Genomic DNA, 19,378 nt, shown 5'->3' on the forward strand with positions numbered 1-19,378 from the left:
CTCCGGGGAGCATGGCAGACCCGATCGTCCGCACGTGCGGTGGTGCCGCGCCGGCTCAGACGTCCGGGGTGTCGGCGCCCCCCTCGAGCTCCTGGCCCTCGGCCGGCTGGTCGGGGTGCGGGGTCCGGCCGGTGCCCTCGGCCTCCCGGGACGGTGCGCCGCCCTCGGGCTGGTCGACGTCTGCGGCGCGCTCGGGCTCGGTCATCGCGGGTCCTCCTCGGGACGCGGGAACGGGTCACCCGCCCAGTGCCCGCGGGCGCCCGCTCCGGAAACGGTCAGCCCACCTCGGTCGCGTCGGGCACCCGGGCCAGGGCGGCCCGGACGTCGTCGTCGGCGGGCAGCGCGCCGCGGGCGCCGGGTCCGGTGGTCGACAGCGCGGCCGCCGCGACGGCGTAGCGCACCGCTCCGGGCAGGTCGGCCCCGCCGGCCAGCGCCTGGGCGAGCGCGCCGGTGAAGCAGTCGCCCGCGCCGGTGGTGTCCACGACCTCCACGGTCAGCGGCCCCTGCAGCAGCGCCGGGCCGCCGTCGGCCGGCACGACCAGCGCCCCCCGCGCGCCGAGGGTCACCACGACCGCGCGGCTCCCCAGGCCCCGCGCCAGGGCGGCGAGCTCCGCCGGCGTCCGCTCCCCCGCCTCGGCGCCCGCGAGCTGCACCAGCTCGTGCTCGTTCGGGACCAGCACGTCGACCCGGGCGAGCAGGGCCGCGGCGAGCGGGCGCGGCGGTGCCGGGGTCAGGACGACGGTCCCCCGCGCGGCCGCGGCGGCGGCCTCGACCGCGGCCACGGGCACCTCCAGCTGGAGCAGGAGCACGTCGGCCCGGTGCACGGGCTCGACGTCGACGTCCGCCGGGGTGAGCGCGTCGTTGGCGCCGGGCACCACGACGATGAGGTTCTCGCCGCTGCCCTCCTCGACCGGGATGGTCGCCGTCCCCGTGGGCAGGCCGGGCGTGCGGTGCACCCGGCTGACGTTGACCCGCGAGCCGGCCAGGGCGGCCAGCTGCCGGTCGCCGGCCGGGTCTTCCCCGACCCGGCCGACCATGTGCACGCCCGGACCGAGCAACCCGGCGGCGACGGCCTGGTTGGCGCCCTTGCCGCCGGGGGCGCGTGTCGCCGACCGCCCGACGACGGTCTCCCCGCGGCCCGGCAGCCGGCCCACCGAGACCAGCACGTCCTCGTTCACGCTGCCGACGACGGTGACGGACACGGGGGCCTCCAGGTGCGGGATGGGGGACCAGCAGTACCAGACGCCGGTTTCCGGCCCGCCGCGCAGCGGTAGGGGAGGACGACGACCCGAGCGGAGGACCCGATGGCAGACGAGGACCGCGACACCACCCGGCGCGAGTTCGGCGAGGCGGTGAACATGACGCCCGCGGAGCTGGAGGAGTGGCTGGGCAGCGACGAGTCGCAGGCCGTCGGCCAGAAGGACGGGGACGGCGAGTCGACGGGGCACGCGTCGGGCCGCCGGATCGTCGAGCTGCTGCGCACGAAGAAGGACGACCTCACCGACGACGACCTCGCCCACATGCGCAAGGTGCACGGGTACGTCCAGCGGCACCTCGCCCAGGAACCGGCGAAGGAGGACGTCGAGACGTCGAAGTGGCGGTACTCCCTGATGAACTGGGGGCACGACCCCCTGAAGAAGGGCTAGACCGGGTGCCGTGACGAGCCTCCCGCGCAACGACCCCGCGCAGTACGACCTCCTGGCCGACCAGTGGTGGGAGGGCGTCGGAGGGTTCGCGATGCTGCACTGGCTGGCCGCCTCGCGCGCCGAGCACATTCCCGCGGCGCCGGCCCCCGGGGCGCTGCTGGTCGACCTCGCGTGCGGTGGCGGTCTCATGGCCCCGCACGCCGCCCGGCTGGGCTACCGGCACGTCGGTGTGGACCTCGGGCTGCCCGGTCTCGCCCTGGCGCGGGAGCACGGCGTCCTGCCCGTGCGGGGGTCGGTGCTCGCGGTCCCGCTGGCGGACGGCTGCGCCGACGTCGTGGTCGCCGGGGAGATCCTCGAGCACGTCGAGGACGACGTCGCCGTCCTCGCGGAGGCGGCGCGGCTGCTGCGCCCGGGCGGCACCCTGGTGATCGACGCGATCGCCGCGACCTGGCTCGCCGACCTGATCGCCGTCCGCATCCTGGAGCGGGTGCCCGGCGGGCCGCCCCCCGGCATCCACGACCCGGCGCTCTTCGTCGACCGCGCGCGGCTGCTGGCGGCCGCCGACCCGCTCGGCCTGGACCTCCGCCTGGTGGGCCTACGGCCCTCGCTCCGCGACGTCGTCGCCTGGCGGCTCGGGCGGCGCAGCGGCGTGCGGATGAAGCCGCTGCCGACGACGGCCGTGCTGTTCGCCGGGTACGGCCGCAAGCGCTGATCCGCTGCGCGGACCTGCCTGCGCACGTACCGTCGTGGCATGAGGCAGAGCGCCCGATGAGCGACGCCGTCCTGACCGGGGCCGGCTCGGCCCTCCCCGCCGCGCTGGAGCAGGAGGCGGCCTGGGACGGGTTCTTCGCTGCCCACTACGAGGGTGTCCGGGCCGCCAAGCGGATCTTCCTGGGCGCCGGGGTGCGCCGCCGGCACGCCGTGGCCAACCCGCTGGACGAGGACCTCAGCAGCTGGGGCACCGGCGCGCGCATGGAGCGGTACGTCCAGGAGGCGCTGCCGCTGGGCAAGCAGGCCGTGGCGGGCGCCCTCGACGCCGCGGGCCTCGCGCCGGGCGACGTCGGCCTGTTCGCCGTCGCCACCTGCACCGGGTACGCCACCCCGGGCCTGGACATCCGGCTGGCCAGCGACCTCGGCATGCCGTCGGGCCTGCAGCGGCTGCTGGTCGGCCACATGGGCTGCTACGCCGCCATCCCGGGGCTCGCCGCGGTCGGCGACTTCGTCGCCGCGCGCTCCCGCCCGGCGGTGCTGCTGTGCTGCGAGCTGACCAGCCTGCACGTCCAGCCGGCCCAGCGGGACCTCGAGCAGGTGGTCGCGCACGCGCTGTTCTCCGACGCGGCCGCGGCCGTCGTCGTGGAGCCGGGCGCGGGCCGCGGACGTCGGCTGGCGGGCGTGGTGGCCCGCACCGACGCCTCCACGGCCGACCACATGACGTGGGACGTGACCGACCTGGGCTTCCGCATGGGGTTGTCCCCGCGGGTGCCCGACGTGCTGTCCCGGCACGTGGGCGAGGTCGTCGACGAGCTGCTCGCCGGCGCCGGGCTGCGCACCGAGGACGTCGCCGGCTGGGCCGTGCACCCCGGTGGCCCGCGGATCATCGACGTGGTCCGCGACGAGCTGGGGCTCGCCGAGGAGCAGGTCGCGGCGTCCCGCAAGGTGCTGTCCGAGCACGGCAACTGCTCGTCGGCCACGGTGCTGCTGGTCCTGCAGGAGATGGCCGACGTCGACGGCCCGGTGGTGGCCATGGCGTTCGGCCCCGGGCTGACGCTGTACGCAGCGCTGTTGCTCCCCGCCTAGAGCCCATAGGCTCTGTGGCCCAGGTCACAGCGGAGGTGGTCGATGACCGAGGTCGCGACCGTGCGGGTGTTCCTCGTCGACGACCACGAGGTGGTCCGCCGCGGGGTCGCCGAGGTGCTGGAGGACGATCCGCACCTCCTGGTGGCCGGGGAGGCCGGGTCGGTCGCGGAGGCGCTGGCCCGCGTGCCGGCCGTGCGGCCCGACGTCGTCGTCCTCGACATGCGGCTGCCCGACGGCAGCGGCGCGGACCTGTGCCGGTCGCTGCGCGAGCGGATGCCGGGGCTGCCCTGCTTGGTGCTGACGAGCTTCACCGAGCCCGAGGCGCGGGAGGCGGCCGTCCGCGCCGGCGCGACGGGGTTCCTGCTCAAGCAGGTGCGCGGCCCCGCCCTCGTCTCCGCCGTCCGCACCGTGGCCGCCGGCGGCACGCTGCTGGACGAGGTCCCCGTGGCGCAGCCGCGGCCCCGGCCGCCGACGGCGGCGGGCGGTGACCGGCTCGGCCTGCTCACCGACCAGGAGCGCATCGTGCTCCGGCTGATCGGCGAGGGCCTGACCAACCGGCAGATCGGCGCCCGCATGGGGCTGGCCGAGAAGACGGTCAAGAACTACACCAGCCACCTGCTGGCCAAGCTCGGCCTCGAGCGGCGGACGCAGGCGGCGATCCTCGCCACCCAGCTGCGCGACCTGGCCGACGGCTGAGCGGCACGGTCAGCGGTCCAGCGGGACCGCCCACTCGACCTCGCTGCCCGAGGGGCCGCCCGAGGCGGTGAGCCGCCCCCCGCGCCGCTCGGCCCGGTCGGCGAGGTTGGCCAGGCCGCTGCGCACGGTGATCCGCGGCAGGCCGCAGCCGTCGTCGGTGACCGTCACCCGGAGGGCGTCGGTCACCGCGACCGTCACGGTGACCCGCTGGGCGCCGGCGTGCCGCACCACGTTGGTCACCAGCTCGCGCACCGTGGCGACGACGTCGTGCACGAGCTCGGCGGGCAGGTCCTCGACCTCGCCGTGCACCCGCAGGTCGGGCCGGAGCCCGTGCCCGTCGACGACCGAGCGGACCACCTCGACCAGCCGGTGCCGCACGCCCTCGGGCGAGGCGTCCTGGTGCTGCAGCTCGAAGATCGAGCTCCGGATGCGGGAGATGGTGCCGTCGAGCTCGTCGACCCGCTCCGCGAGGCGCGCGGCCAGCTCGGGGGAGTCGGCGGCCACCGACCGGCCGATCCGGTCCAGGGCGAGCGCGGTGGCGAAGATCCGCTGCACCACGTGGTCGTGCAGGTCGCGGGCGATGCGGTCGCGGTCGGCCTGGACCTGGAGCCGCCGCTCCCGCTCCTGGCTGCGCACGAGCTCCAGGGCCACCGTCGCCTGGGCCGCGAACGCCGCGGCCAGGTCGAGCAGCTCCGGCTCGAACGGGTCGCCGTCGCGGTGGCGGAGCAGCACCAGCGTGCCGAGGGCCGGCGGCCCGCCGACGGGGACCAGCAGCGCCGGGCCGTACTCGGCGGAGAACTCCTCGGCGAGCGCGGGGGCAGCGGCGGCCAGCTGCTGGAACTCCGCGTCGCTGACCGACCGGGGGGTGCCCGAGCGGTGCACCTCGCGCAGGAGCCCCTCCAGCGGTACCACCACGCCCTCGGCGTCCGCACCGTTCGGGCCGATGGCCGCCGTCACCCGCAGCACCTCGTCGTCGCCGGGCACGGGGACGAGGATCCCGGCCGCCTGCGCGGCCGACAGCTCCGCGATCCGGGCGGCCGCCGTGCTCATGACCTCCTGCGGGTCGCCGCCGGCCAGCAGGGAGGTGGAGAGGTCCATGCCGGTCTGCGCCCAGGCGCGCCGGCGCTCGGCCCGCTCCAGCAGCCGGGCGTTGTCGAGGGCCAGCCCGGCGACGGCCGCCAGCGCCTGGGTGACCTCCTCGTCGGCCTCGGTGAACGGCCCGCCGGAGCGCTTCTCGGTGAGGTAGAGGTTGCCGAAGACGGCGTCGCCGACGCAGACCGGGACGCCGAGGAACGAGCGCATCGGCGGGTGCCCGTCGGGGAAGCCGCGGAAGGCCGGGTGGTCGGCCAGGTCGTCCAGGCGCAGCGCGACCGGCTCGGCGACCAGCAGCCCGAGCAGGCCCTCGCCGGCGGGCGGCGAGCCGATGCGCCGGCGGGCCTCCTCGTCCATGCCCTCGATGACGAACCGGTCCAGCCGCCGTCCGTCGACGCTGAGCACGCCCAGCGCCCCGTAGGTCGCGTCCACGTGCCGGACCGCGGCCCGGACGACCTCGTGCAGCGTCGCCTCCAGGTGGCTGCCGGAGGCGGCGGCGAGGACGGCGGCCGCGAGCTCGGGTGCGCTGCGCGGTGGGTCGGTCACCCGCCCACCGCCCCGTCGGGCGGGGTCACGGCCCGACGGTAGGGGGGTCCGCCTCCGGCGGGAAGGGGGCGCTGCGGGGCCTCGGGCAGCTCAGGCGCCACGGGCGATGCGGCGGTGCGGCTGGCGCGGGACGGCGGGGCGGAGCAGGCGCTTGCCGTCGGCGCCCACGACCACGAGGTCGGCGCCGTGCATGGCGGCGTGGAGGGCGTCGAACACGGGCCGCTCGAGGATGGCGGTCCGGGTGCGGGCGGCGATGCCGGTCTCGGCGACGGCCCGCAGGACGGTCGCCTCGAGGAAGTCGCGGGCGGCCGTCTGCGTGCGCAGCGGCAGCCGGGCGGTGCCCTCGAGCGGGTCGCCGTCCGGGGCGTCGAGGACCGCGACGGCGACGACGGTCGCCTCGCGGCGGGCGGCCTCGCGGACCGCCCAGACGAGGGCGCGGTGCCCTTCGGGGGTGCCGTCGACCTCGACCAGCAGCCACGGGCTCTGCCGGCGGGGCGTGAGGGGGACCAGCTGGAGGTGCTCGACCGCGGTCGGGGGGAACGGGGCGGGAGCGGGATCGGGGGCGGAGTCGGGGGCCTGTCCCACGGCGCGCGGGTCGGCGTCGGGGAACCGGTACTGGCTCATGCCCGAATCGTGCAGTGCTGTCCAGCTCGCTCCCAGGGACCAAGGGCCCGCGGCCGGGAACTCGGCTGTGAGGGAGGGCGGCCGCGGCCGCGGCCCGGCGCGTGCGTGCGCTGCGTGAGCGCCGGCGTACGGAGCGCTCGAGGGGGACGCGCTGGAGTGAGGAGGGAGAGCGGGTGACGAGAATCGAACTCGCACTGTCAGCTTGGGAAGCTGATGTTCTACCATTGAACTACACCCGCGTACCGCTCTGACCTGCGCTTTCGCGGCGCCTGCCCTCGGCCGGCGGCCGAGCGAGCGATCGCGGAGAGACTACACGGTGCGTGTCGCCGACCGGGTCACGGGTGCGCTGGATGAGAACCGTCTCATCCACTTCTCACCCGGCGGTCACCCGCCCGGTGCAGGCTGTGCGGGTGCGGACCCGCCCGGCCCTCCTCCTCGCCTCGGCGGTCGTGCTCCTCGCCGTCGTGGCCGGCGGGTGGCTGCTGCTGCGCCCGGTGGACCCGGCCGGCCGCTCCGTGCCGTCGCCGATCACCGTGACCGAGCCTTCTCCCGGGCCGTCGCCCGTGCCCACCGAGCCGGCGCCGCCCCCGCCCACCCCGGACCCCGCCCCGCCGACGGCCGGCCCGAGCGACGTGGTCCCGCCGCCCCCGATCGACGACGACGACGATGACGACGACGGGCCCGACGATGACGACTGACCGCCGCTCCCTGCGGCGGTGGGGGCCGCGGGCCGCCCGCACGCGCATCATCGGCTGGGTCCTGCTGCTGGTGCTGCTCGCCGTCGCGCTGCTGACCTTCGTGACCTGGCGGCTGCTGGTGCGGTCGGTCGACGAGCGCATGGACACCGCGCTGCGGGCGGAGGTCGAGGAGTTCACCGCCATCGCCTCGGCCGACGTCGACCCCGGCACGGGCCGGCCCTTCGCATCGGTGGCCGACGTCCTGCAGACGATGATCACCTACAACCTGGCGCGGCCCAACGAGAAGTTCCTCGGCTACGTCGACGGCCGGTACCGGTTCCAGAGCCGGATCGAGGCGCCGGTCCTGCTGAGCCGGGACGCGGCCTTCACCGAGATCGTCGGCTCGGTCACCGAGACCGCGGCCGGCGCCTACGGCAGCGCTGCCGGCGAGGTGCGGTACCTCGCCGTCCCCGTGACGCTGGAGGGCGACCCGTCGCGGGGCGTCGCCGTCGTCGCCTACTTCGCCGACCAGGAGCGGGCGTCCGCCGACGACGCGGCCCGGATCATGCTGGCCGTCGGCGCCGGGACGGTGCTGCTCGCCGCGGCCGGCGCGTGGGTGGTCGCCGGCCGCGTGCTCCAGCCGGTCCGCGACGTCGCGACGACCGCGCAGGGCATCACCGAGACCGATCTCTCCGGCCGGATCCCGGTGGAGGGCCGGTCCGGGGACGAGCTCACCGAGCTGGCGCGGACGGTCAACGCCATGCTCGACCGCGTGGAGCGCGGCGCGGCCGCCCAGCGCCGCTTCCTGGACGACGCCGGGCACGAGCTGCGGACGCCGATCACCATCGTGCGCGGCCATCTCGACGTGCTCGACCCCGCCGATCCGGTCGACGTCGCCGAGACCGTGGCCCTGGTCGACGACGAGCTCGACCGGATGAACCGGCTGGTGTCGGACCTGCTGCTGCTCGCCCGCGCCGAGCAGCCGCAGTTCGTGCGGCCGCAGCCGGTCGACGTCGCGGAGCTGACCGCCGACGTCTTCGGCAAGGTGCGCCGCCTCGCCGAGCGCGAGTGGGTGCTCGAGACGGCCGCGGACGCCGACGTCGTCCTCGACCCCCAGCGGCTGACCCAGGCGCTGGTCGCCCTGGCCGACAACGCCGCCCGGTACACCGCGCCCGGCGACCGCATCGCGCTGGGCAGCCAGGTGTCGGGCGGGGAGCTGCGGTTCTGGGTGGCCGACACCGGGCCGGGGGTCGCCGAGGAGGACCGCGGCCGGGTGTTCGAGCGCTTCGCCCGCGGCGAGGCCGGTGCCCGCCGTTCCGACGGCGCCGGGCTGGGCCTCTCCATCGTCCAGGCGATCGCGTCCGCCCACGGCGGCCGCGTCCTGCTCGACAGCCGGCCCGGCGCCGGCGCCACCTTCACCGTCGTGCTCCCGGCCGACGTGCAGCCCCCCGAGGAGGACGACGCATGAGTCGCGTGCTGATCGCGGAGGACGAGCCCCGCATCGCCTCGTTCATCGAGAAGGGCCTGCGGGCCAACGGCTTCTCGACGGCGGTCGCGGCCGACGGCGCGACCGCCCGCGCGCAGGCCGCCAGCGGTGAGTTCGACCTGCTCGTCCTCGACATCGGCCTGCCGGCCATGGACGGCTTCGAGGTGCTGCGCCGGCTGCGCGCGGAGCGCAACCCCATCCCGGTGATCATCCTGACGGCGCGGGACAGCGTGCGGGACACCGTTGCCGGCCTCGAGGGCGGCGCGGACGACTACATGCCCAAGCCGTTCCGCTTCGAGGAGCTGCTGGCCCGGGTGCGGCTGCGGCTGGCCTCCGACCGGACCGCCGAGCTCACCGTGCTCGCCTGCGGCGACCTGTCGCTGGACCTGCGCACCCGCCGCGCCCGGGTGGGGGAGGCGACGGTCGACCTGTCCGCGCGCGAGTTCGCCCTCGCCGAGACCTTCCTGCGGCACCCGGGCCAGGTGCTGGCCCGCGAGCAGCTGCTCAGCCACGTGTGGGGCTACGACTTCGACCCCGGCTCGAACGTGGTCGACGTCTACGTGCGGTACCTGCGCCGCAAGATCGGCGCCGACCGGATCGAGACGGTGCGGGGGATGGGCTACCGCCTCGTCGAGGGCTGAGCCGGCCCGCACGCACGCGTGCCCGGCGGGTCAGTTCGGCGAGGCGGCCGACTGCGCGGACTGGGCGGTCTGGACGTCGTCCGGGGTCGCGTCGTCGGGGGTGGCGTCGTCCGGCGTCGCGGTGTCGGGGGTGTCGACGGCGCTCTCGTTGGGGGAGTCCGCGCTCTCCGGCGAGGCGTCCACGGGCGCGTCGACGGGGACGTCGGCCGGGGCGTCCGCCGCGGCGACGGTGATCCCGGCGGGGCGCGAAGCGTTCCGGTCGTCGTCGCCTGCGGCCGCGACGCCGATGCCGGCGGCACCCAGGCCGGTCAGCGCGGCGCCGAAGGTGACGATCTTCCAGGTGGCGGGGCGGTTGCTCATGTCGTTCTCCTCGCGGTGCGGGGGCTTCTCTCTCGGACGACTCCAGGTTGTCCACCGGAGGTGAGGGATCCGGGAGAGCTCGATGAGGGCCCTCTCATCCGCCGTCGGGTGCGGCCCAGCGCTCGGCGAGGGCGACGCGGGCCTCCGTGCCGGCCGCCCAGTCCGGCTGCAGCACGCGGAAGGGGCCGGTGGCCAGGCCGAGCAGCACGGCGGCCACGCGCGGCCGGAGCTGCGCGGCCGGCCAGCGCCGCAGCGCCGCCTCCTGGAGCTCGGTGCCGTAGCGGGCGGCCGTGGCCGGCGCCGGCAGGATGGTCTCCAGCAGCGCGAGGTGGCCCAGCAGCGTCGCCCAGTCGTCGATGCGGTGGCCGCGCCCGACGGTGTCGACGTCCAGCAGCCCGACCACCGACCCGCCGTCCACCAGCAGCTGCGACTCGTAGAAGTCCCCGTGCACCGGCACCGCGGGGTGCTCGCCCCGGTCGGCGGAGGCGAGCACGTCGACCAGCCGGTCCAGCCGCGGCGCGAGCTCCGGCGCGACCAGCGACAGGACGGCGGCGTGGTCGCCGACCCGCCCGTGCGCGTCACCGGGCCGGCTGCGGCCGGCCGGGGTCACCCGGGTCGCCGCCTCCGGCAGTGCGTCGAGCAGCGCGTCGAGCGTCCGGGCCCCCGGCAGGCCGTCGCCGTCGCCGGCCACGAGCCGCCGCATCGGCGTGCCGGGGAGCCCCGGGAGCACGACCACGCCGTCGTCGGTGCTCGCCAGCACCGACGGCACGGGGACCGCGCCGTGCAGGATCGCGTGCCGCTCCACCAGCCGCGCCACGGCGGAGGGCCGGACCACCTTGAGGAACAGCGTGCCCGTGCCGGTGGTCGCCTCCACGACCGCCCGCCGGCCGGGCCGGTACGCGCGCAGCCGCAGGCGCACGGGGCCCTCGGCGAGCCCCAGCCCGGCGAGCCGGGCGCCGGCGTCAGCGGCGCGGCTGGCCCAGGCCAGGGCCGGGAGGGCGGGGTCGAGCGGCCAGCGCCAGACGCCCACCGCGACCCGTTCGCCGGCGCTCTCGCCCTCGAGCACGGTGGCGCCGACGGGGATGCGCGCGCCGGTGGTGGCCGCCAGCGACTCGCGGGTCCGCCGTCCGCCGGGCCAGTGGACCTCGGCGCTGTACTGGACCGTCGCGGACCCGCCCGGCTGCACGGTCGTGCCGGTCGGCCGCAGCGCGGCCAGCCGCCCGCCGGCCGGCGCGAGGGCGGCGTCCCAGAGGGGGCGCGCCTCCTCGCCCAGCAGCAGGCGGAGGGCCGGCGGCCAGTCGGGGCGGACCACCGCGGGCAGGTCGAGCACGGGAGGCACCCGGCCACGCTAGGGGTCGTCGATGGCAGCAGGATGAGAAGCGGATGAGCCGCCCGGGACGACACCGCGCCCCGTCCGCATGGGGAAGTCGGACGGGGCGCGGTGGTCAGGGGGCGCCCGGGCGGGCGCGCGGCGCGATCAGATCGCGACGCCGGTGCAGGACGCGGAGCAGTTCACCGACCAGATCCCGCGCAGCGCGGAGAAGGTCGCCGACTGCACCAGCCGCTCACCGGACGGGCCGGTGCGCTCGGCGGGCCCGCTGGACCCCGGCGTGCTCGGCGGGGTGCCGGGCGCGGGGGTGCCCCCGGTCGGCGGGGTCGTGCCCGACCCCGGCGAGCTCCCGCCCGGCGTGGAACCGCCGCCGGGAGCCGTACCGCCCCCTGGCGAGCCGCCGGTCGGGGCGTCGGCGCGGTAGGTGAGCGCCTGCCCGAGCGTCGTCGAGCGGTCGCCGGCCGCGTTGAAGACCGTGACGTCGTAGACGCCGGCCACCCGGCTGGGCACGCTGAACCGGACCTGCGTGCTCGTCGACGAGACGACCGTCGCCGTCGCGCTGTCGCCGATGCGGACCCTCGCCCCGGTCGGCAGCGCGGTGCCGGTGATGGTCACCAGCGTGCCGCCGCTCGTCGAGACGGTGTTCGGGCTCAGCGAGGTGATCTTGAACTCGCCCACCGACGGGTAGGTCGTCGTGCCGTTGCCCGGCGTCGCGGGCGACGTGGGCGTGCTCCCGCCGCCGGAGCCCGGCGGGGTCGTCGGCGTGGTCGGGGCCGGCGTGGACCCGCCCGGGGTCGTGCCGGGCGCCGGGGTGCCGGGAGCGGGCGTACCCGGAGCGGGCGTGCCGGGCGCCGGGGTGCCCGGAGCGGGCGTGCCGGGGGTGCTCGGCGTGGTCGTGCCCGGAGCGGGCGTGCCCGGCGTGGGCGCCGGAGCGCCCGGGGTGCCGGGAGCGGGCGTGCTCGGCGTCGAGCCGCCCGGGGGCGGGGTGCTCGGCGTGCCCGGGGTGCCGCCGGACAGCGGTGGGGTGCCCGTGCCGGGCGAGGTGCCCGGCGCGGGGGTCGAGCCGCCACCGGAGCCCGGGGTCGTGCCGGGGGCCGGCGAGGTGGGCGTGGTGCCGCCGCCGGAGCCGCCGGTCGCCGACGTGCGGACCAGCAGCGGGGCGGCCGACGCGCGGCCGACGGGGGTGCCGTCGCGCAGGAGCTGGACGGTGAGCACGTAGCGGCCGTCGGCCAGCGGCACGGTCGGCGAGAGGCCGAGGCCGTCGAGCCGGGCGAGGGTGCCGAGCTCGAACACGGCGCTGCCGGTGTCGTCGGTCTCGACGGTGGTGCCCCCGAGGGTGACCGGCTTGTCCGCCAGGGCCCAGATGTCGCCTTCGTGCTCCATGCCCAGGCCGAGCGCGACGCTGTAGTCGCCGCCGGCCGCGGTGCCGCTGACCCCGATCCGGGGGGCGATCGTGCCGGCGGGGGCGGTCATCGAGGTGAAGGCGTACCGGACCGACTCGGCCGGGGTGCCGGTCAGGTGGCTGAGGGTCAGCCGGCCACCCGTCACCGACCGGCCCGTGAAGGCGGGCTTCGGGTCGACGTCGTCCAGGAGGGCCTGCTTGATCTCCGCGGCCGTCGCGCCCGGCATCGCGGCGCGGTAGAGCGCCACCGCGCCGGAGACGATCGGGGCGGAGAACGACGTCCCGTTCACCGGCTCGTAGCCGCCGGTGTTGGTCGTCGTGGTGACCCACGAACCGGGCGCGAAGAGGTCGACCGACGAGGCGCCGTAGGCGGAGAAGTCGCTGACCGTGTCCGCGGCGGTCGACGACCCGACGGTGATGACGTTCCACTCCGTGAGGCTGCCGGGGTACCGCAGGCTCGAGTCGCGGTCCGCGCTGTCGTTGCCCGCCGAGGCGATCACGAGGACGTCGTGGGCGGCGGCGTAGGCGACGGCCGAGCGGAGGGCGTCCAGGGCGTACCCGCTCATGGCCCCGCCCCACGAGGCGTTGATGACGTCCGCGCCGTTGTCGACGGCGTAGCGGATGGCCTCGATGGCGGCGGCGAGGTCGAGGGTGGAGCCGCCGCCGGTGACCAGCGGCATGATCGTGACCTCGGGGGCCACGCCGGCGAGGCCGACGCCGTTGTCCGCCCGCGCCCCGACGCTGCCGGAGACCATCGCGCCGTGGCTGCCGTAGCTGCCGTTGTCGATGTCGGGGCTGTTGGCGTACCAGTTCCAGCCGTGGCAGTCGCCGGCCTTGCCGTTGCCGTCGGTGTCGACCGGGATGCAGGGCTGGTCGGGGTTCACCCACAGCGAGCCGGCCAGGTCGGGGTGGTCGGAGTCGAAGCCGGAGTCGATGACGGCCACGGTCAGGCCGCCGCCCCGGCTGACGGCCCAGCCCTCGGTGATGTCGATGTCGGCGTCCGCGACGATCGGCCACTGGTGCACCGCGTTGGACCCGGTGTTCTCCAGGTGCCAGCCCCGGGTGTCGAAGTACGGGTCGGTCACGACCGAGTCCAGCTGCACCGACGGGCTCAGCGCGACGTCCGAGACGCCGGCCACCGCCGAGAGGTGCGCGGGCGAGAGCTCGTCGGTGGCGACCAGCGCCTTCCCGTCGCTCAGCGGCTGGGCGCTGACCACGCCGTCGACGGCGGAGAGACCGGCGAGGACGTCGCCGCCCACGGTCCCGGCGTCCGCGCTCACCACGTAGCGGGTCAGGCCGTCACCCGGGCCGAAGTCCGTGACCGTCGGGGTCGTGGCGGACGGGGCCGCCAGCGCCGAGTAGGCCGCCGCGCCGCCGTAGCCCGCCACCAGGGCCGCCGCCAGGACCAGTGCCTGGAGCCGCTTGCTCTTCATCCGTGGGTCCCCCGCACGCCCCCGGCTCCGGTCCGTCCGGAGCGCCCGGCGGCCCTCGCGGGCCGACGGCAGGCGTCTTCCCGCTGGCAGACGGCACGTGGGTGCGCCGGCTTGAGGGCAGCGGGCCGGGCTTCACCCGGAGGAGGTGGGCGGCGCGTTCCCTAGACTCCGCGGCATGCTGCTGAGCGACCGCGACATCACGGCCGCGATCGCCGAGGGACGCCTCGGCATCGAGCCCTACGACCGGGGTCTGGTGCAGCCCTCGAGCATCGACGTCCGCCTGGACCGGTACTTCCGCGTCTTCAACAACTCGCGGTACACCCACATCGACCCGGCCGAGCAGCAGGACGACCTGACCACGCCGGTCGAGCCCGAGGGCGACGAGCCCTTCGTGCTGCATCCCGGCGAGTTCGTGCTCGGCTCCACCCTCGAGGTGATCAGCCTCCCCGACGACCTCGCGGCGCGGCTGGAGGGCAAGTCCTCGCTCGGCCGGCTCGGGCTGCTCACCCACTCGACCGCCGGCTTCGTGGACCCCGGCTTCTCCGGGCACATCACGCTGGAGCTCTCCAACGTGGCCAACCTGCCGATCACGCTGTGGCCGGGCATGAAGATCGGCCAGCTGTGCATGTTCCGGCTGACCAGCCCGGCCGAGCACCCGTACGGCTCCGCGGTCTACGGCTCGCGGTACCAGGACCAGCGCGGGCCGACGCCGTCGCGGTCGTTCCGGAACTTCACCCGCGCGGAGACCCGTCGGCCGGGATGACCTGGGCGCTCACCGGCGCCTCGGCGCCGGCGCTCTCCAGCACCTCCGTCTCCTCGCGGGTGCGCCCCGCCGTCGACCAGCCCGGGACGGACCGGTCCACCTCGTCGTCGACGAACCGCGGCCGGGTGACCAGCCGGCCCAGCACCCACAGCCCCGCGACGCCGGCCAGCACGAGCACGAACATCCCGTCGTAGCCGCCGGTGGCCCCGCGCAGCACGCCCACCAGCAGCGGGCCGGCGCCGGCGATGAGGTAGCCCCAGCCCTGGGCGACCGTGGACAGCGCCGCGGTCGTCTCCGGCGTCCGGGCCCGCAGCCCGAACAGGGTGAGCACCATCGAGAACGTGCCCAGCCCGAGGCCGAGGAGCACCATCCACAGCCAGGGGGCGGCCAGCGGTGCCGTCCACAGCCCGACCCAGCCGGCCACGTAGCAGCACATGAAGAACGACAGCAGCGGCCACTGCGCGCGGGGGCGCACGGTCAGCGCGGGCACGATCGCGTTGACCGGGATGGCCACGATCGAGTTCACGCCGAGCAGCAGCCCGGCCGTGGCGGCGGACAGCCCCGCGTCGCGCAGGTACTGCGCCGACCAGCCGACGATCACGTAGGCCTGCATCGCCTGCAGGCCGAAGAACACCGTCAGGGCGATCGCCAGCCGGCTGTGCACCAGGTCCCGCATGCGGACGGTGACGTGCGAGGCGCGGGACACCCCGGGCGTGGCCCGGACGAACAGCCAGGAGACGGCGGCGAGCAGCGCGAGCGCGGCCCACACGCCCAGGCCCCACCGCCAGCCGTCCTCGGTGCCCACGGCGTCGGCGATCGGCTGCGTGCTCACCGAGACGACGGCGGCGCCGGCGCTCAACGCCGTGCCGTAGGCGCCCACCATCAGGCCGGTGCGGTCGGGGAAGTAGCGCTTGACCAGGCTGGGCAGCAGCACGTTGCCCAGCGCCCCGCCGGCCATGGCCAGCACCGTGCCGACGAGGAACAGCCAGAAGGAGCCGGCCACCGAGCGCAGCACCAGCCCGGCGGCCATCGTGAGCAGCGCCCCGCCCAGCACGTGCGCGTCGCGGAAGCGGGCCGACAGGGGCGGGCCGGCGAAGCCGATGGCGGCGAAGCAGAGCACCGGCAGCGAGGTGATCAGGCCGGCAACGCTGCTGGAGACGCCGAGCGCGGTCTCGATCTCCTCGAGCACGGGGCCGACGCTGTTGACGGCGGTCCGCAGGTTGAGCCCGGTGAGCACAATCGCGGTGCCGATGAGCACCAGCCCGGCGCTGCTGCTGCGGTCGCGGGGAGGGCGGTCGGCGGTGCGGGTCACGCGGGAATGGTCCACCGCCCCGCCTCCCGCGCCGTGCGCGGGGTCAGGCGCGCGTGCGGACCCGCGCCACGTCGGGCACCACCGTGGGCACCCGGTGCCAGACGGCCTTCTGCAGCGCGAGCGTGGCCATCGCGGCGGCGAGGATGCCCAGCAGGTTGATGCCCAGCTGGGTGGCCGCCCGGGAGAACTCGTGGCCGCCGCCGAGGGCCAGCGCGACGGCCATGTCGGCCGCCGCGGGCACCGTGGTGACCGAGATGAAGACGCCGACCAGCGCGCCGCTGCGCGCCGCGGTGAGCGAGAGGACGCCGGCGATCCCGGCGAGCACCGCCACCACGACCGACCACCGGTCGGGCTGGGTGATGAAGCCGGTCTCCGGCCGCTCGGCGCTGAGCACCTCGACGCCGAACCAGCCCAGCCAGCGCCCCACGAGCACGACCAGCGCGGTGACGGCGATGGCGACGAGGAACCCGACGACCAGCGAGACGGCGGCCCGACGGGCGATCGACGGGCGCCGGTGGACCACGGCGACCGCCAGCGCGGCCAGCGGTGCGAACTCCGGGCCCAGCACCATCGCGCCGATGACGAGGATGGCCGAGTCGTTGATGATCGCCGCCGCGGCCAGCAGCGTGGCGATGGTCAGGAACGCCAGGTAGGAGGCCGACAGCGAGGACTCGGCGTCCGTCGTCCGCACCACCTGCTCCCACACGACGGCGTCCGCGCCGTCGCCGGGGGAGCGCTCCTCGGCGCGGCGGGCGGCGCTGGACACGGCGGCGTCGACCGGCACCAGGACGATGCCGCCGTCCTCCGCCGCCCCGAGGCGCTTCAGCCCGTCGATGAGCCCGTCGGCCGCCTCGCGGGCGACCTCGGCGACCACCAGGTCGCCCTCCGGGCGCACCGAGGCGCCGGGGACGACCGAGAGGTGCGCGGTGCCGGCGTCGCCGGTGAAGAGCTCGAGCACCTGCGCCGTCCGGTCGGCCGGGACGGAGACCCGCAGCTGGATGAGCATGCGGCGATCCTGCACCGCAACGGCGACGGCGCGCGTCCCCCTCGCGGGGAACGCGCGCCGTCGGTCGGGCTCCGGTGCTGCTACTTCGGGTCGTGCTCCGTCGCGGCGGAGTCCAGGCCCACGACGTCGTCGGCCTTGGTGCCGACGTCGGCACCCTGCTCGGCGCCCTGGGCGCCGACCGCCACCGGCTGCATCGAGCGCAGCAGGATCTGGCTGACGTCGAGCACCTCGACGTGCTCGGGGGCCTCGCCGTTCTGCTTCTTCGACGTGAGGGCGTCGGAGAGCATCGTGATGCAGAACGGGCACGCGGTGGAGATGACGTCCGGGTCGAGCTCGAGCGCCTCCTCGGTGCGCTCGACGTTGATCCGCTTGCCGATCTTCTCCTCCATCCACATGCGGGCACCGCCGGCGCCGCAGCAGAAGCCGCGGTCCTTGCAGCGGTGCATCTCCTGCGTGGACAGGCCCTGGACGGACTCGAGGATCTCGCGCGGGGGTGTGTAGACCTTGTTGTGCCGGCCCAGGAAGCACGGGTCGTGGTAGGTCACCTTGCGGTCGATCGGGGTGACCGGGGTGAGCCGGCCCTCCTCGATCAGCTGGCCGAGCAGCTGCGTGTGGTGGATGACCTCGTACTCGCCGCCGACCTGCGGGTACTCCTTGCCCAGCGAGTTGAAGCAGTGCGGGCAGGTGGCCACGATCTTGCGGGTGCCGGGGACGCGGCCCTCGAAGACGCCGTTGAGGGTCTCGACGTTCTCCATGGCCAGCTGCTGGAACACGAACTCGTTGCCGAGGCGACGGGCCGGGTCACCGGAGCAGGTCTCCCCGTTGCCGAGGACGGCGAACTCGACGCCCGCGGTGTGCAGCAGCTCCGCGACGGCCTTGGTGACCTTCTTGGCGCGGTCGTCGACGGCGCCGGCGCAGCCGACCCAGAACAGGTACTCGACCTCGTGGGGCAGCGGGCCGTCGGCCATGCGGACCTCGAAGTCGAGCTCCTTGATCCAGTCCTCGCGGACGTTGCCGCCCATGCCCCACGGGTTCCCGCGCTTCTCCAGGTTGGTCAGCATCACGCCGGCCTCGCTGGGGAAGTTCGACTCGATGAGCACCTGGTAGCGGCGCATGTCGTCGATGTGGTCGATGTGCTCGATGTCCACCGGGCACTGCTCGACGCAGGCGCCGCAGTTGGTGCAGCTCCACAGGACGTCGGGGTCGATGACCCCGCCCTCCTCGAGGGTGCCGACCAGCGGGCGGTGCGCCTGCGCGTCGTTGGTGCCCTCGATGCGGGCGTAGCCGCTGGCCCAGACCTGCTCGTCGCTGGGCTTGAGGATGTCGTAGTCCGGCGCGGTCTCCGACGCCGTCTTCTCACCGAGGAGGTAGGGGGCCTTCGCGTAGAGGTGGTCGCGGAGGTCCATGATCACCATCTTCGGGCTGAGCGGCTTGCCCGTGTTCCACGCCGGGCACTGGCTCTGGCACCGACCGCACTCCGTGCAGGTGGTGAAGTCCAGCATCCCCTTCCAGGTGAAGTCCTCGATCTTTCCGCGGCCGAAGACGTCGTCGTCGCCCGGGTCCTCGAAGTCGATCGGCTTGCCGCCCGACGTCATCGGCAGCAGCGGGCCGAGCGCGGGCGCGCCGTCGGCGTTGCGCTTGGCGTAGATGTTCAGGAACGCGCTGAACCGGTGCCAGGCGACACCCATGTTCAGGATGCGGCTGATGACGACCAGCCAGGTGAGGCTGACGACGATCTTGACGAACGCGACGACGGTCAGCAGGTCGGGGCTGTCCGGGAGGATGTTCGCCAGGGCACCGGAGACCGGGTGCGACCAGCCGGGGGCGTCGGTGAGGTCGGAGGAGACCTTGAGCGCGCGGATCAGCAGGATGCAGACGCCGACCGTGGCGACGATGAACTCGACGAAGTAGCCGCGGCCCTCGTTGCTGCCCGCGAAGCGGCTCTTGCGGCCCTGCCGGCGCGGGTGGTCCTTCTGGCGCCGGTAGATCAGGTAGACGATGCCGAGGATCGTGCCGGTGCCGATGATGTCGGCGAACAGGTTCCAGATGCCCCAGTTGCCGATGAGCGGCAGGTGGAACTCGGGGTTCCAGACCTCGCCGAACGCCTCGACGAGCGTCAGGAACAGCCCGTAGAAGCCGACGAACACGAACCAGTGCGCGACACCGATGGACGACCACTTGAGCATCCGGGTGTGGCCCAGCGACTCGACCGCCGTCGTCTTCAGGCGGGTCTTCACCGGCCCCCAGCGGGTGCCGTCGGGCTGGCCGATCTGGATGATCCGCACCATCGCCCGGACGGCCCGGTAGGCCATCACGGATGCGACGATCAGGAACAGGACGCTGATCGTCCCGAGGACGATCTGCAGCGGGCCCGTCATCTTTTCCTCCCCCGCACGCCTGGCGGCGTCGGTTGACTCCCGTGCGCCGTTGCGCGACGGCGAAGCTGTGGTGGCACGCGCCGTCGTCCGCGCCGGTCGGGACCGGCGCGCGGAACGCATGCAGGCACGGCGTGCCTGCACGGATCGCACGATAGCTGGCGCGTCCGCAGGCTACTCGCGGCCGAGGAA

General features: G+C 75.5%; 18 protein-coding genes and 1 tRNA gene. 8 read left to right on the top strand and 11 right to left on the bottom strand.

Translation table 11 applies throughout. The features are described from left to right. Positions 1-55: 55 nt before the first annotated feature. Both ACI79H_RS06820 and ACI79H_RS06825 read right to left on the bottom strand, forming a co-directional pair. Complete coding sequence (locus ACI79H_RS06820) at positions 56-205, bottom strand: hypothetical protein (RefSeq protein ID WP_456553625.1); 150 nt, start codon at positions 203-205, stop codon at positions 56-58. A gap of 70 nt (positions 206-275) precedes the next feature. Beyond that, positions 276-1,202, bottom strand: a complete 927-nt coding sequence (locus ACI79H_RS06825) for a ribokinase (RefSeq protein WP_456553626.1) — start codon at positions 1,200-1,202, stop codon at positions 276-278. 102 nt (positions 1,203-1,304) lie between these two features. Here ACI79H_RS06825 and ACI79H_RS06830 point away from each other — a divergent pair, with 102 nt between their 5' ends. From ACI79H_RS06830 to ACI79H_RS06845, 4 genes are read left to right on the top strand one after another with little or no spacing between them, the layout of a single operon-like run. Next, the gene (locus ACI79H_RS06830; protein ID WP_456553627.1) at positions 1,305-1,646 is read left to right on the top strand and encodes a DUF3140 domain-containing protein; all 342 of its coding nucleotides are present in this window, start codon (positions 1,305-1,307) and stop codon (positions 1,644-1,646) included. 10 nt (positions 1,647-1,656) lie between these two features. After that, the gene (locus ACI79H_RS06835; RefSeq protein WP_456553628.1) at positions 1,657-2,358 is read left to right on the top strand and encodes a methyltransferase domain-containing protein; all 702 of its coding nucleotides are present in this window, start codon (positions 1,657-1,659) and stop codon (positions 2,356-2,358) included. Positions 2,359-2,414: 56 nt separating this feature from the next. Next, positions 2,415-3,443 carry a type III polyketide synthase gene (locus tag ACI79H_RS06840; RefSeq protein ID WP_456553629.1) on the top strand — a complete coding sequence of 343 codons (1,029 nt, stop codon included), beginning with the start codon at positions 2,415-2,417 and terminating at the stop codon, positions 3,441-3,443. 42 nt (positions 3,444-3,485) lie between these two features. Beyond that, the gene (locus ACI79H_RS06845) at positions 3,486-4,139 is read left to right on the top strand and encodes a response regulator (protein WP_456553630.1); all 654 of its coding nucleotides are present in this window, start codon (positions 3,486-3,488) and stop codon (positions 4,137-4,139) included. 9 nt (positions 4,140-4,148) lie between these two features. Here ACI79H_RS06845 and ACI79H_RS06850 read toward each other — a convergent pair whose 3' ends face one another. From ACI79H_RS06850 to ACI79H_RS06860, 3 genes are all read right to left on the bottom strand, one after another. Beyond that, entirely contained in the window at positions 4,149-5,777 is a 1,629-nt protein-coding gene (locus tag ACI79H_RS06850) for a GAF domain-containing protein (protein ID WP_456553631.1), read from the bottom strand. Positions 5,778-5,867: 90 nt separating this feature from the next. Continuing rightward, positions 5,868-6,401: a universal stress protein gene (locus ACI79H_RS06855; protein ID WP_456553632.1), complete on the bottom strand. Its 534-nt coding sequence runs from the start codon at positions 6,399-6,401 to the stop codon at positions 5,868-5,870. A 168-nt stretch (positions 6,402-6,569) separates the two neighbouring features. Then, positions 6,570-6,640: transfer RNA gene (locus ACI79H_RS06860), tRNA-Gly, on the bottom strand. Positions 6,641-6,811: 171 nt separating this feature from the next. Between ACI79H_RS06860 and ACI79H_RS06865 the strand changes: the two genes are divergently transcribed. The 3 genes from ACI79H_RS06865 to ACI79H_RS06875 are packed head-to-tail and all read left to right on the top strand — an operon-like array spanning position 6,812 to position 9,205. Beyond that, positions 6,812-7,099 carry a hypothetical protein gene (locus tag ACI79H_RS06865; protein WP_456553633.1) on the top strand — a complete coding sequence of 96 codons (288 nt, stop codon included), beginning with the start codon at positions 6,812-6,814 and terminating at the stop codon, positions 7,097-7,099. Then, positions 7,089-8,546 (top strand): sensor histidine kinase, encoded by a 1,458-nt coding sequence (locus tag ACI79H_RS06870; protein WP_456553634.1) that lies wholly within the window; start codon positions 7,089-7,091, stop codon positions 8,544-8,546. Before ACI79H_RS06865 ends, ACI79H_RS06870 begins: the two co-directional genes overlap by 11 nt. Further along, positions 8,543-9,205: a response regulator transcription factor gene (locus tag ACI79H_RS06875; protein ID WP_456553635.1), complete on the top strand. Its 663-nt coding sequence runs from the start codon at positions 8,543-8,545 to the stop codon at positions 9,203-9,205. Before ACI79H_RS06870 ends, ACI79H_RS06875 begins: the two co-directional genes overlap by 4 nt. A gap of 30 nt (positions 9,206-9,235) precedes the next feature. Here ACI79H_RS06875 and ACI79H_RS06880 read toward each other — a convergent pair whose 3' ends face one another. The 3 genes from ACI79H_RS06880 to ACI79H_RS06890 all read right to left on the bottom strand — a co-directional run bounded on the left by ACI79H_RS06880 (position 9,236) and on the right by ACI79H_RS06890 (position 13,730). Beyond that, complete coding sequence (locus ACI79H_RS06880; RefSeq protein ID WP_456553636.1) at positions 9,236-9,565, bottom strand: hypothetical protein; 330 nt, start codon at positions 9,563-9,565, stop codon at positions 9,236-9,238. Between the two features lie 94 nt (positions 9,566-9,659). After that, a complete protein-coding gene (locus ACI79H_RS06885) occupies positions 9,660-10,904 on the bottom strand; it encodes an aminoglycoside phosphotransferase family protein (protein ID WP_456553637.1) in 1,245 nt (414 codons plus the stop codon). Between the two features lie 138 nt (positions 10,905-11,042). Further along, the gene (locus ACI79H_RS06890) at positions 11,043-13,730 is read right to left on the bottom strand and encodes a S8 family serine peptidase (protein WP_456553638.1); all 2,688 of its coding nucleotides are present in this window, start codon (positions 13,728-13,730) and stop codon (positions 11,043-11,045) included. A 175-nt stretch (positions 13,731-13,905) separates the two neighbouring features. Here ACI79H_RS06890 and dcd point away from each other — a divergent pair, with 175 nt between their 5' ends. Then, positions 13,906-14,493: a dCTP deaminase gene (gene dcd, locus ACI79H_RS06895; protein WP_456553639.1), complete on the top strand. Its 588-nt coding sequence runs from the start codon at positions 13,906-13,908 to the stop codon at positions 14,491-14,493. Here dcd and ACI79H_RS06900 read toward each other — a convergent pair. From ACI79H_RS06900 to ACI79H_RS06910, 3 genes are all read right to left on the bottom strand, one after another. Continuing rightward, positions 14,462-15,805: a CynX/NimT family MFS transporter gene (locus ACI79H_RS06900; RefSeq protein ID WP_456553640.1), complete on the bottom strand. Its 1,344-nt coding sequence runs from the start codon at positions 15,803-15,805 to the stop codon at positions 14,462-14,464. The two genes, dcd and ACI79H_RS06900, sit on opposite strands and share 32 nt — an antisense overlap. A 43-nt stretch (positions 15,806-15,848) precedes the next feature. Continuing rightward, a complete protein-coding gene (locus ACI79H_RS06905; protein ID WP_456553641.1) occupies positions 15,849-16,811 on the bottom strand; it encodes a DUF389 domain-containing protein in 963 nt (320 codons plus the stop codon). A gap of 80 nt (positions 16,812-16,891) precedes the next feature. Continuing rightward, positions 16,892-19,189 carry a (Fe-S)-binding protein gene (locus tag ACI79H_RS06910; RefSeq protein ID WP_456553642.1) on the bottom strand — a complete coding sequence of 766 codons (2,298 nt, stop codon included), beginning with the start codon at positions 19,187-19,189 and terminating at the stop codon, positions 16,892-16,894. Positions 19,190-19,378: the final 189 nt, after the last annotated feature.

The organism is Blastococcus sp. SYSU D01042 (genome assembly GCF_054050515.1).

What these genes read in the sequence shown, in the direction of transcription:
- ACI79H_RS06875 (WP_456553635.1), top strand. Translation starts at nt 8,543, where the DNA reads ATGAGTCGCGTGCTGATCGCGGAGGACGAGCCCCGCATCGCCTCGTTC.
- ACI79H_RS06830 (WP_456553627.1), top strand. Translation starts at nt 1,305, where the DNA reads ATGGCAGACGAGGACCGCGACACCACCCGGCGCGAGTTCGGCGAGGCG.
- dcd (WP_456553639.1), top strand. Translation starts at nt 13,906, where the DNA reads ATGCTGCTGAGCGACCGCGACATCACGGCCGCGATCGCCGAGGGACGC.
- ACI79H_RS06905 (WP_456553641.1), bottom strand. Translation starts at nt 16,811, where the DNA reads ATGCTCATCCAGCTGCGGGTCTCCGTCCCGGCCGACCGGACGGCGCAG.
- ACI79H_RS06820 (WP_456553625.1), bottom strand. Translation starts at nt 205, where the DNA reads ATGACCGAGCCCGAGCGCGCCGCAGACGTCGACCAGCCCGAGGGCGGC.
- ACI79H_RS06840 (WP_456553629.1), top strand. Translation starts at nt 2,415, where the DNA reads ATGAGCGACGCCGTCCTGACCGGGGCCGGCTCGGCCCTCCCCGCCGCG.
- ACI79H_RS06845 (WP_456553630.1), top strand. Translation starts at nt 3,486, where the DNA reads ATGACCGAGGTCGCGACCGTGCGGGTGTTCCTCGTCGACGACCACGAG.
- ACI79H_RS06870 (WP_456553634.1), top strand. Translation starts at nt 7,089, where the DNA reads ATGACGACTGACCGCCGCTCCCTGCGGCGGTGGGGGCCGCGGGCCGCC.
- ACI79H_RS06855 (WP_456553632.1), bottom strand. Translation starts at nt 6,401, where the DNA reads ATGAGCCAGTACCGGTTCCCCGACGCCGACCCGCGCGCCGTGGGACAG.
- ACI79H_RS06890 (WP_456553638.1), bottom strand. Translation starts at nt 13,730, where the DNA reads ATGAAGAGCAAGCGGCTCCAGGCACTGGTCCTGGCGGCGGCCCTGGTG.
- ACI79H_RS06910 (WP_456553642.1), bottom strand. Translation starts at nt 19,189, where the DNA reads ATGACGGGCCCGCTGCAGATCGTCCTCGGGACGATCAGCGTCCTGTTC.
- ACI79H_RS06880 (WP_456553636.1), bottom strand. Translation starts at nt 9,565, where the DNA reads ATGAGCAACCGCCCCGCCACCTGGAAGATCGTCACCTTCGGCGCCGCG.